The sequence below is a fragment of the Shinella zoogloeoides genome (genome assembly GCF_033705735.1).
Taxonomy (GTDB): Bacteria; Pseudomonadota; Alphaproteobacteria; order Rhizobiales; family Rhizobiaceae; genus Shinella; species Shinella zoogloeoides_A.
This window is the reverse complement of record NZ_CP131130.1, coordinates 435,684-447,417: the sequence shown is the minus strand read 5'-3', so window position 1 is coordinate 447,417 and position 11,734 is coordinate 435,684. Positions and strand designations below refer to the sequence as shown.

The window sequence follows — 11,734 nt, the reverse complement described above, 5'->3', positions numbered from 1 at the left end:
CCGGCATGACCTTTTCCGTCTCCGGCCGCTGCCCCGACACCGGCATGTTCGGCGTCGCCGTCTCCTCCTCCTCGCCGAGCGTCGCGGCGCGCTGCGCCCATGCGCGCGCCGGCGTCGGCGCGGTCTCGACGCAGAACGTCACCGACCCGCGCCTCGGCCCGAAGGGACTGGACCTGATGGCCGGCGGCCTTTCGGCGGAAGCGGCGCTGGAGCGGCTCATCACTGAAGCCCCGCATATCGAATACCGCCAGCTCGCGCTGGTCGATGCCGAAGGCCACACCGCCGCCTATTCCGGCGCGAGAACCCTCGGCACCCATGCGACAGCGTGCGGCAAGAACGTCGTCGCCGCCGGCAACATGCTGATCAGCACCGAAATCCCGCAGAAGATGATCGAGGCCTTCGAGGCTGCCGCCGGAAAGCATCTCGGTGACCGGCTGATCGCCGCCATGCGCGCGGCGCTCGCCGCGGGTGGCGAGGAAGGGCCGGTCCACTCCATGGGCCTCGTCATGGTCGACAAGGTCTCCTGGAATGTCGCGGACCTGCGCATCGACTGGACCGACGGCGACCCGATCGAGGAATGCGCCGCGCTCTGGGAGCGCTGGCGCGGCGAGATGGATGCCTATGTCACCCGCGCGCTCAACCCCTCGGGCGCGCCGAGCTACGGTGTGCCGGGGGATTTGTGAGGGGTGGTTTAATCTGCGCCGCGCCCGGGGCTGCCCCTCACCCTAGCCCTCTCCCCGCAAGCGGGGAGAGGGGGCGTGTCACACGCACGGTTATTGGTTGGGGAAACCGGTCCGGCATATCCCCTTCTCCCCGCAGCCAAGGAGAAGGTGGCCGGCAGGCCGGATGAGGGGCAAGCGCCATCCCAAGGCAAAGGTGATACCCTCCAATACGCCCGAAGCACCATCATCTCCAACCACACGACCGCACCCCATGATCCCCTCCACGCCCGAAATCCTCGCCCGCCTCATCGCCGAGCCCACCGTCTCGCGCATGTCCAACCTCGCGCTGCTCGACCATGTGGAAAGCCTGCTGCGCCCCGTGGGCGCGCGCATCGAGCGATTTTCCCACCCGGACGGCAGCCGCGCCAATCTCTTCGCGACCGTCGGGCCGGAAGGGGCCGGCGGCGTGGTCCTGTCGGGCCATACGGATGTCGTGCCGGTCGAGGGGCAGGCCTGGAGCAGCGATCCCTTCACGCTCACCGAGCGCGGCGGCCGTTTCTACGGGCGCGGCACGGCGGACATGAAGGGCTTCGTCGCGGCCAGCCTGCGCGCCGCCCTCATCGCCGCCACCCGTCCGCTGAAACGCCCGCTGCATCTTGCCTTCTCCTATGACGAGGAGATCGGCTGTATCGGCGTGCGCGGCATGATCGAGGCACTGGCGGCGCGGACGGAGCGGCCGGCGCTGTGCATCGTCGGCGAGCCGACTGAGATGCGCATCGCCACCGGCCACAAGGGCAAGCGGGCGCTGCGGGCCTGCTGCCACGGCCAGGAGGGCCATTCCGCCCTCGCCCCGAAGGCCCTCAACGCCCTCCATCTCGGCGCGGCCTTCATCCAGGCCCTTGAGGCGCGGCAGGAGGCGCTGGCGACGCACGGCGCGCGCGATGCCGACTACGACATCCCCTATTCCACCATCCATGCCGGCATGATGCGCGGCGGCACCGCGCTCAACATCGTGCCGGGCCGCTGCGAGATCGACTTCGAGATCCGCAACATCGCCGGGGACGATCCCGCCGACATCCTCGCTGGCATCGCCGCCGATGCCGAGGCCATCGCGGCGCCCTATCGCGGCCGCTTCCCCATGGCCTGCATCGAGATCGAGGAGGTTTCCGGTTATCCGGGCCTTGCCACCCGGCCCGACGCGCCCGCCGCCCGCCTCCTCGCCCGCCTGCTCGGCGACGAGACCACGCTGAAAGTGGCGTTCGGCACCGAGGGCGGCCTGTTCGACCAGACGCTCGGCCTCTCCACGGCGATCTGCGGTCCCGGCTCGATGGAACAGGGCCACAAGCCGGACGAATTTATCGCGGCCGGGCAGCTCGAACGTTGCGATGTCATGCTCGCGCGCCTGACGGAAGAGCTCGAAACCGCCGCCTGACCCGTATTGCCGCCGATATGGCGCGAATAAGCTGTTGCCGCATGCACTCGCGATGCATAAGCTCCGGCGGCCGAAAGACGGCTTTTCGCACACGAGGATATCATGGCAACCGGAACTGTTAAGTTTTTCAACCAGGACAAGGGCTTCGGCTTCATCGTTCCAGACAATGGCGGACCGGACGTGTTCGTCCACGTATCGGCCGTTCAGCCGGGCGGGCTGCTGCAGGAAGGCACGAAGGTCAGCTATGACATCGGCCAGGACCGCAAGACCGGAAAGTCGAAGGCCGAGAACGTCAGCACGCTCTGAGAAGACCTGGAGCATTTCCGCTTTTCCCGAATCGCGAAAACGCTCCAGCTCTTTGCTTCTCCGCATTTTCGAACGCAGGGCCGCTTCGCGCTCTTGCCGGAAATGCACTCATTCGAGAACGGCCATGCGGGGATGCGGCTGCAGCAGCAGACCCATCGCCGCATCCGGCCGCTCATGGAATCCGATATGACCGTCGCCATCCGCACCGCCACGCAGCCGAGGACCTATCTTGCGGTCCTCGTCGTCCTGGGCTTCAGCCATCTTCTCAACGACCTGATGCAATCGCTGATTCCGGCGGCCTATCCGATCCTGAAAGATGCCTATGCGCTCGACTTCGTGCAGATCGGCATGATCACCATGACCTTCCAGATCGCCGGTTCGCTGCTGCAGCCGGCCATCGGCATGGTGACGGACAAGCATCCCGCGCCCTATTCCCCGGTCGTCGGCATGATGTTCACGCTGTCGGGGCTGGTCAGCCTCGCCTTCGCCCAGAGCTATGTGGTGATCCTCGTCTCGGTGGCCCTGATCGGCATCGGCTCGTCGATCTTCCATCCCGAGGCGACGCGCATGGCGCGCTATGCCGCCGGCGGGCGGCAGGGGCTGGCGCAGGGGCTCTTCCAGGTCGGCGGACAGGCCGGCGGCGCGCTCGGGCCGGTCTTCGCCGCGCTGATCATCGTTCCCTGGGGCCAGCCGAGCCTTGCCTGGTTCGCCGTGCTGGCGCTGATGGCGATGGGGCTCCTCGTCTGGATCGGCAGCAAGCAGCGCCAGATCAGCGCCGAATTCTCGGCGATGCGGGCGAAGGCCAAGACGGCGACCGGCACCGTGCGCCATGCCCCCGCGACGATCGGCGCGGGGCTGGTGGTGCTGACGCTGCTGATGTTCACCAAGAATGCCTATGGCGAGAGCTTCCGCTCGTTCTACACCTTCTATCTCATGGAGAAGTTCGGCCTCTCCATTCCCTCGGCGCAGATGATGCTGTTCATCTTCCTCCTGGCCTCGGCGGCGGGCGCGCTGATCGGCGGCATCGTCGGCGACCGGATCGGCCGCTACCGGATCATCTGGATCTCGGTGCTCGGCCCGCTTCCCCTGACGCTGATCCTGCCCTATGCCGATCTCTTCTGGACCGGCGTGCTGACGGTCATGATCAACCTGATCATGGCAAGCGCCTTCGCCTCGATCCTGATCTATGCCATCGAGCTTCTGCCGAACCGCATCGGCCTGATCGGCGGGCTGTTCTACGGCCTCAACTTCGGCCTCGGCGGCATCGCCGCCGCGCTCCTCGGCATCCTTGCCGACAGCTACGGCGTGGAGACGGTCTACCATCTCTGCTCCTTCCTGCCGCTGGCGGGGCTGCTCGCATGGTTTCTCCCGAGGATCGAGGAAGGCACCGGCGGATAAGCCGCCCGGCCTGCCTCTCCCGAGCGGCGGATATCCGCCGCGAACCCAATCAAGGAATTCTTTCGATGCCCGGTCCCTTTGTCGTACCCGTCCATGGCGATGCCGATCTGCCTGCGGAGGTCGACGTCGTCGTCATCGGCGGCGGCATCATCGGCGTCTCGACGGCGCTGGAGCTTGCCGAGGCCGGCCAGCGCGTCGCGGTGTGCGAAAGGTAGCATCGGCCACGAGCAGTCCAGCCGCAACTGGGGCTGGGTGCGCGTCGCCAAGCGCGACCCTCGGGAAATCCCGCTGGTGCTGGAAGCCCAGCGCATCTGGCGTGGGCTGAACGCGCGGACCGGGCGCGACACCGGCTTCACGCAGGCGGGTATCCTCTTCAACGCGGAAAACGAGCGGGAAGGCGCCGGCTACGAGACCTGGCTGAAGCATCTCGACGGGCTCGGCGTCGATTGCCGGATGCTCTCGGGCGCGGAATTTTCGGCCATGTTCCCGCAATCGCGCCTTCGCCCGCCCGCCGCGCTCTACTGCGCCGACGACGGGCGGGCCGAGCCGCAGAAGGCGGCGCCCGCCATTGCCGAGCGCGCCCGCGAATGCGGCGCGCATATCCTGACGGAATGCGCCGTGCGCGGGATCGAGACCTCCGGCGGGGCGATCTCGGCGGTCGTGACCGAGCGCGGCACGATCCGCTGCCGCGCGGCGGTGCTGGCGGGCGGGGCATGGTCGGAAATGTTCACCCGCAGCCTCGATGCCGGCATCCACCTGCCGCAACTGAAGGTGAAGAACTCCGTCCTGCGCACCGAGCCGCATGACGGCGGCCCGGACCAGGCGATGTGGGCGGGCGATTTCGCCATCCGCAAGCGGCAGGACGGCGGCTACACCATCGCCTCGGGCATCGGCAACGTCGTCGACATCGTGCCGGCCTCCTTCCGCTATGCGCTCGATTTCGTGCCGGCGCTGAAGGCCGAATGGCGCGCGCTGATGCTGCGCGCCGGCTGGCGCTTTCTCGACGAGGCGCGCATGCCGCGCCGCTGGAGCCTCGACGAGCCGAGCCCGTTCGAATATTGCCGCGTGCTCGATCCCAAGCCGAGCCGCAAGCTGGCCGACATGGCCATGGCCTCGGCGCAGAAGGCCTTCCCGGCGCTGGCCTCGGCAAAGGTGGCGCAGCGCTGGGCCGGCTATATCGACGCCACGCCGGATGCCATCCCGGTGATTTCGGGCGTGGCGAAAATCCCCGGCTTCTTCATCGCGACCGGCTTTTCCGGCCACGGCTTCGGCATCGGCCCCGGCGCGGGCCGGCTGATGGCCGATCTCGTGCTCGGCCGCAATCCGGTCGTGGACCCGCGCGAATTCCGGCTCGAACGCTTCGTCGACGGCTCCAGGATCGAGCTGCTCGCCGGATACTGAAACGGCGGCGGACAGCAGCAGTTGCTCCCGACAGGCGAATTGACGTATCGAGAACGCGCACGCCGGGAGAACATGTTGCATGAGCGAAGAATGGGGACATTTCGATGAGGAACTGGAGCGCGCGCGCGTCGCGTGGCTCTATTTCATCGGCGGGCAGACCCAGCAGGAAATCGCCCAGCGCATGAACATCACCCGGCTGAAGGTCAACAAGATCATCGGCCAGGTGCGCGATTCCGGCAGCGTGCAGGTCAAGGTCAGCCTGCCGCTCACCGACTGCATCGAGCTTGCCGAGAAGGTTTCCGCCCGCTACGGGCTGGTCGATGCCGTGGTGGTGCCGGATCTCGACGACTATATCGAGCAGAAGCGCGTCATCGGCGAGGCGGCGGGATCGCTCGCCAGCGACCTGATCGAAGGGCGCGACATGGGGGTGGGGATCGGCTCGGGCCGTACCTTGAGCTTTGCCGTGCGCAGCCTGCGGGCGCGGCCGCGCTCGCAAAGCTGGGTCGTGGGTCTCACCGGCGGCGTCACCAGCGGCTCGGCCACCAACACGTTCGAGGTCGCCACGGCCTTCGCCCGGGCGCTCGGCGTGGAATGTCACTACCTGACGGCGCCGATCTACTGCGCCAATCCGGAAAGCCGCAACGCGCTGCTCCTCAACGACGAGCTGACGGACGTGCTGGCGCGCACGGAGATCGCCGATATCGGCATCGTCTCCTGCGGGGCGCTCGCGCAGGAGACGTCGCTGACGCAGATCCGCGTGGTGAAGGACAATCTCGACACGGTGCTGAAGCGCGGCGCGGTCGGCGAGTTCATGGGATGGTTCCTCGACGCGCGCGGCCAGACGATCGACCATTTCCTCAACGATTCGATCATCGCGCTGCCGCCGGACAAGCTGAAGCTCAAGCCGATTTCGGTGCTCGTCTCCGGCGGCATCCGCAAGATCCCGATCATCCGGGCGATCCTGCGCGCCGGCTATGTCAACCGGCTGGTCACCAATGAAGGCGTGGCGCGGGCCCTTTTGCAGGGCCCGCGCTGAGGCCGGTCAGGCAAGCGCCTTCTGCAAGGCGGCCGCCATCGCGCGCAGCGTGACATAGGTCGAGGCCGCGCCGGGATCGATATGGCCGACGGAGCGCGCGCCGAGCTTGGCCGAGCGGCCACGACGCGATTCTAGCGCCGCCGTCGCCTTCATGCCCGCCTCGCCGCCGTCGCGGGCGGCAAGCAGCACGTCGATGGCCGAGCCGCCGCCCTTGGCGCTCTCCTGCGCCGCTTCGACCGCCGGCACCCAGGCGTCGATCATCGTCTTGTCGCCCGGCTCGGCCCGGCCGCGGTCGCGGATGCCCTGGCAGGCGGCGCCCAGCCATTCGGCCATGCCGGCGCCGTCGAGGTTGAGCCTGTGGCTGACGGCCGTGCCGGCGCGCAGGAAGGCCGTGGCATAGAGCGGGCCCGAGGAGGCGCCGACCGCATCGAGGAACGCCTTCGCCATGCGCTTGCAGATCCCCTCGATCGTCTCGTCGGCCTGCGTGTCCTCCAGCGCGTGCTGGACGGCCTTCCAGCCGATTTCCATCGTCACGCCGTGGTCGCCGTCGCCGATCACGCCGTCGAGTTCGGAAAGCCAGTTCTTCTCGGCAATGATCTGCTCGCCGACCGTATGCATCATCGCCCGGAAGATCGTCGGCGTGACGTCGCCCTCGGTGAGGAGCTCGCGCGGCTTTTCCGGCGCGGCCGCCGTGCTTTCGGCGGCCTTGACGGCCTTGCGGCTGCGGGCGGAAACGTCGCTCTTCTCGAAGGCGCCGACGACGAGGGCCGGCGTGCGGCAGGGGTGGTCCAGCAGGGCCTGAAGCGTGTCGTCGAGCTTCATCAGCGTCACCGAGGCGCCGGCCATTTCGAGCGAGGTCGCATATTCGCCGACCCAGGAGGCGTGGATGTCGATGCCGAGCGCATCCAGCCGCTGCTTGACGCGGCGGAAGATGACGTAGAGCTCGATCTGCGAGGTGGCGCCGAGGCCATTGACGAGGACGGCGACGCGGGAACCGGCCGTGAGGTCGAGCTCGGCGAGGATGGCGTCCATCAATTCGTCGGTCACGGCGTCCGCGGGGGCGAGCTTCTGGCGGCGGATGCCGGGCTCGCCGTGCAGGCCCATGCCGATTTCCATGTCCTCGTCGCCGATGGTGAAGTTCGGCTTGCCGGTCTGCGGCAGCGAGCAGGGGCTGAGCGCGACGCCGATGGAGCGGGTCGCATCGTTCGCGGCAAGGGCCAGCGCCTCGACCCGCGCAAGCGGCTCGCCGAGATCGGCAGCGGCGCCCGCGACCTTGAAGACGAAGAAGTCGCCGGCAATGCCGCGACGCTCGGACTTGCGCCCGGCGGGCGCGGAGGCGACGTCATCGGCGACGGCGACATGGCGCACCGAAATGCCCGCCTGCTCCAGCTCCTCGGCCGCCATGGTGAAGTTCAGCACGTCGCCGGTATAGTTGCCATAGAGCATCAGCACGCCGACGCCGCCATCGGCGGCGCGGGCCGCCTCGGCGATATGCGCCGGCGAGGGCGAGGCGAAGACATTGCCGACGGCCGCCGCATCGGCAAGGCCGCGCCCGACATAGCCGGCAAAGGCCGGCTCATGGCCCGAGCCGCCGCCGACGACGATGCCGACCTTGCCGTCGCGCGGTCCGTCCACGGCGACGACCGCCCGTCCCGTCTCCCCTTCCACGCGCAGCATGTCGGGATGGGCGCCCACCATGCCCTCGATCATCTCCGGGATGATATTCTCCGGCGCGTTGATCAGCTTCTTGGTTTTGACTTCCTGGTTCATTCTCTTGTCTTTCGTCAGATCGATGCGGCCGGCCGTCAGGCGTCGCGGCGCAGATAACGGCGGGAAACGGCGTCGAAGGAGATGGCGAGCACGACGATGGCGCCCGAGACGATGCCCTGCCAGTAGGGCGAGACGCCGAAGAGCACGATGATGTTCTCGATGATGGCGATGATGCCGGCACCGAAGATCGCGCCGATGGGGCTGCCGATGCCGCCCGTCGTGGCGACGCCGCCGATGACCGAGGCGGCGATGGGCGCCAGCACCCAGGTCTCGCCGATCGACGGCTGAGCGGTGCCGAGGCGCGCGACCATCAGGACGCCGGCGAGTGCGGCGATGGCGCCGGCGGCGACGAAGACGAGAAGGCGGATCTTGTCGACCTTGATGCCCAGCATGCGGGCGCCGGCCTGGTTGTTGCCGATGGCGTACATGTAGCGGCCGAAGGGCGTCTTCAGCATGACGAAGGTGGCGACGGCGAGCGCGACCAGCATGATGACGAAGGGAACCGGCATGCCGAGGACATCGCCGCGGCCGAGATACTGCACCTCGCGCGGGATGCCGGTGATGGCGACGCCGCGCGTCAGCACGAGGTTGGCACCGCCGAAGATGCCGGCCGTGCCGATGGTCAGCACCAGCGAATGGAGCCTGAGCACCGTCACCAGCAGGCCGTTGAGGAGGCCGAGGCCGGCGCCGAGCAGGATGGCGAGCAGCATGGCCGAATAGGGCTCCAGGCCGAGCCGGACCATCAGGATGCCGGAGATGACGCCGCACAGGCCCCCGATGACGCCGAGGGAGAGGTCGAGCTCGCCGAGCACCATCAGCATGGACTGCGCGATGGTGATGAGGCCGACGAAGGCAAGCCCGCGCGCGATGACCGAAAGGTTGTAGGGCGTGAGGAAATAGGGGAAATCAGCGCCGACAACACGAAGATGACGGCGAGCGCGACGAAAACGCCGGCAAGGGGGCTGCGCGTCAGGAGCGCGAGGGATTTACTTTGCATCGGCTTTCGCCTCCGTGCCGAAGATGGCGCCTACGAGTGTTTCATTGCTGGTTTCGGCGGTATCGAACGCGCCGGTGATGCGACCGTGGTGCATCGTGACGATGCGGCTCGCGCATTTCTTCAGTTCGTCGAGCTCCGAGGAGACGAGGATGACGCCGACGCCTTCCTCGGCGAGGCCCTTCATGATCCGGTAGATCTCGGTCTTGGTGCGGATGTCGATGCCCTTGGTGGGCTCGTCGAAGATCAGCACGCGCGGCCGCGTCGCCATCGCCCGGCCGATGATGGCCTTCTGCTGGTTGCCGCCGGAAAGCTGCGAGATGCGCTTGCCCATGCCCGAGGTGCGGATGCCGTAGTCGTCGATGATCTTCTGCACCGCCTCGCGCTCGCGCCCGCTGCTGATGCCGAAGGCCCCTTTCGTCAGCGAGAGGATGGAGATGCCGATATTCTCGCGCAGCGACAGGAGCGGGAAGATGCCGTGGTGCTTGCGCTCCTCGGAAAGGTACAGCATGCCGCCGTCGACCGAGGCCGCGGTGTCGTTAAGCGTCCACGGCTTGCCATCGACCTTAACCGTGCCGGCCTTGGCCTTCAGGAAGCCGAAGATCGTCTGCATGACCTCCGAGCGGCCGGCGCCGACGAGACCGGCGAAGCCGAGGATCTCGCCGCGGCGCAGCTCGAAGCCGACATCCTGGAAGCGGGCGCCGGAAAGGCCGCGCACCTCCATGATGGCGTCGGTGACGGGGCCTTTCGGCCGGAAATGCTCTTCGAAGGCGACATCGCGGCCGGACATGGCGCGGATCAGGTCGGCCTCGGTGATATCCGCGATCCGGCCGCTCTCGACCTTCTCGCCGTTGCGCAGCACCGTGTAGTCGTCGCCGATGGCGAAGACCTCGTCCATCTTGTGGCTGATGAAGACGATGGCGTGGTCGCGGTCGAGAAGGCCGCGGATGACCTTGAAGACGCGGTCCACCTCGACGCGCGTCAGCGACGACGTCGGCTCGTCGAGGATGAGGACCTTCATGCTGGCATTGGTGCAGGCGCGGGCGATCTGGAGCAATTGCTGGTCGGAAACCGAGATATTGGCCACCAGCTCGCGCGGGTCGGCCTCGATGCCGAAGCGCTCGAGATAGGTCCGCGCCTCCTCGACGAGGGCGCCGCGGTCGACGAGAAGGCCGCCATGCCCCGTTCGGCTGAACGGCATGAAGAGGTTCTCGGCGACGCTCATCTGCGGGAAGAGGTTGAGCTCCTGCGGGACATAGGCGACGTTCTTGTAGAGGCCCGGGTCCTCCGCCGGGTCGCGGCCGTCGATCAGCACCTTGCCGCGCGAGGCCCGGTCCGTGCCGGTGAGGATCTTGACGAGGGTGGATTTGCCGGCACCGTTCTCGCCGGCGAGAATATGCGTACGGCCGAGTTCGATCGACAGGTCGACCTTGTCGAGGGCGGTCACGCCGGGAAAGTCCCGGCCAAGGCCGTGGGTTTCGAGATAGGCCATGGGGCACCTCGCGTCACGATGAGATGGAAGAGGCGCGGGAAATATCCCCGCGCCTTACGGCAATCCGGTCGCGCCGGATCAGCCGCCCACGTTTTCCTTGGTGAGGAAGGCGTTGCCGGTGTCGAGGTAGCCCGGCACCTTGGCGCCCGTCGCCTGCGCCCACAGCAGCATGACCGACCAGTAGCCCTGCAGTTCCGGCTGCGAGGCCGAGGAGCTGTCGGCGACGCCTTCGCGGATCATGTCGAGCATTTCCGGCAGGTTGTCGAGGCCGACGAGCGTGACCTTGCCCTGCTTGCCGGCTTCGACGATGGCCTGGCCGATGCCGATCGGACCGGCGGCGTCGGACGCGACCCAGCCCTTGAGGTTGGGGTTCGCCTGCATGATGGCGGCCGCCTGCTGCTGCGCCGTCTCGATGCTGTCATTGTCGATGCCTTCGGCGACGACCTTGATGCCCGGATGCTCGGCGAAGACCTGGCGGTGGCACTCGGCGCGGATCGAATGGTTCGGCGCGGTCGGCACGCCCTGCATGATGGCGACTTCGCCCTCGCCGCCGAGAACCTCGACGAGGCGGCGTGCGGCGATCTTGGCCTGCTCGCAGAAGTCCGAGCCGATATAGGGGATCGCCATGCCTTCCGGCGGCACGGAATCGAAGATCACCAGCGGGATCTTCTGGTTCTGCGCTTCCTCGAGCGAGGCACGGTTGCCCGAGGGGTCGAGCAGGTCGAGCGCCAGGCCGTCCGGCTGGGTCGCCAGCGCGCTGTCGATGATCTGGTTCTGCTGGACGACGTCGGCGGACTGCGGCGCCGAATAGATGACCTCGACGCTGGAACCGGTCTGTGCCTTGATCGCGGCGGCGGCGGCCTGCGCGCCGTCGTTCACCTTGTCGAACCAGGGATGGACGACCTTCGGCACGACGACGAAGCGGTAGCTGTCCTTCTTGGTGGTGCCGGCGGCATCCTCAGCCGAGGCGACGACCGGCAGCGCGAACGCGGCGGCGCATGCCAGCAACGTGACGAGTTTCTTCATGATGACCTCCCTTGGAGCAGGCGAGATCCCTCCCGCCTGAGTGATGGAACGAGGGCTTTGCGTGGGCTCGCTCCCAAAACCCAAAGCCCGCGTGCAAATTGATACAGATGTATTTTCATTTTTACAACAGTAAAAAAGCCTCCGCTCAGCGGGCACAGACCGGGTCGTCGGCGCGCAGGTGCACAAAACGCTTGCGCCGTGACCCGTTCCTAGAGGC

The 11,734-nt window shown here is 67.5% G+C and carries 9 protein-coding genes and 1 pseudogene; 6 read left to right on the top strand and 4 right to left on the bottom strand.

The window, feature by feature from the left end; genetic code table 11:
• The first annotated feature begins 5 nt into the window (after positions 1–5).
• From ShzoTeo12_RS02230 to ShzoTeo12_RS02205, 6 genes and pseudogenes are all read left to right on the top strand, one after another.
• Positions 6–683 (top strand): DUF1028 domain-containing protein, encoded by a 678-nt coding sequence (locus ShzoTeo12_RS02230; protein WP_318911131.1) that lies wholly within the window; start codon positions 6–8, stop codon positions 681–683.
• 250 nt (positions 684–933) lie between these two features.
• Positions 934–2,094, top strand: coding sequence for an acetylornithine deacetylase (gene argE / locus ShzoTeo12_RS02225; RefSeq protein WP_318911130.1), 1,161 nt, complete (start codon positions 934–936; stop codon positions 2,092–2,094).
• 102 nt (positions 2,095–2,196) lie between these two features.
• Complete coding sequence (locus tag ShzoTeo12_RS02220; protein WP_119258105.1) at positions 2,197–2,400, top strand: cold-shock protein; 204 nt, start codon at positions 2,197–2,199, stop codon at positions 2,398–2,400.
• Positions 2,401–2,586: 186 nt separating this feature from the next.
• Positions 2,587–3,798, top strand: a complete 1,212-nt coding sequence (locus ShzoTeo12_RS02215; protein WP_318911129.1) for an MFS transporter — start codon at positions 2,587–2,589, stop codon at positions 3,796–3,798.
• Between the two features lie 65 nt (positions 3,799–3,863).
• A pseudogene (locus tag ShzoTeo12_RS02210) lies at positions 3,864–5,199 on the top strand (NAD(P)/FAD-dependent oxidoreductase).
• 79 nt (positions 5,200–5,278) lie between these two features.
• A complete protein-coding gene (locus ShzoTeo12_RS02205; protein WP_119258103.1) occupies positions 5,279–6,235 on the top strand; it encodes a sugar-binding transcriptional regulator in 957 nt (318 codons plus the stop codon).
• Between the two features lie 6 nt (positions 6,236–6,241).
• On the opposite strand, the gene dhaL is transcribed toward ShzoTeo12_RS02205, so the two are convergent.
• From dhaL to ShzoTeo12_RS02185, 4 genes are all read right to left on the bottom strand, one after another.
• On the bottom strand, positions 6,242–8,005 hold the full coding sequence (gene dhaL, locus ShzoTeo12_RS02200; RefSeq protein WP_318911128.1) for a dihydroxyacetone kinase subunit DhaL: 1,764 nt from the start codon (positions 8,003–8,005) through the stop codon (positions 6,242–6,244).
• 35 nt (positions 8,006–8,040) lie between these two features.
• Entirely contained in the window at positions 8,041–8,826 is a 786-nt protein-coding gene (locus ShzoTeo12_RS02195; RefSeq protein ID WP_318911127.1) for an ABC transporter permease, read from the bottom strand.
• 165 nt (positions 8,827–8,991) lie between these two features.
• Positions 8,992–10,491: a sugar ABC transporter ATP-binding protein gene (locus ShzoTeo12_RS02190; protein WP_318911126.1), complete on the bottom strand. Its 1,500-nt coding sequence runs from the start codon at positions 10,489–10,491 to the stop codon at positions 8,992–8,994.
• A gap of 78 nt (positions 10,492–10,569) precedes the next feature.
• Positions 10,570–11,517, bottom strand: a complete 948-nt coding sequence (locus ShzoTeo12_RS02185) for a substrate-binding domain-containing protein (RefSeq protein WP_119258099.1) — start codon at positions 11,515–11,517, stop codon at positions 10,570–10,572.
• Between the last annotated feature and the right edge of the window lie 217 nt (positions 11,518–11,734).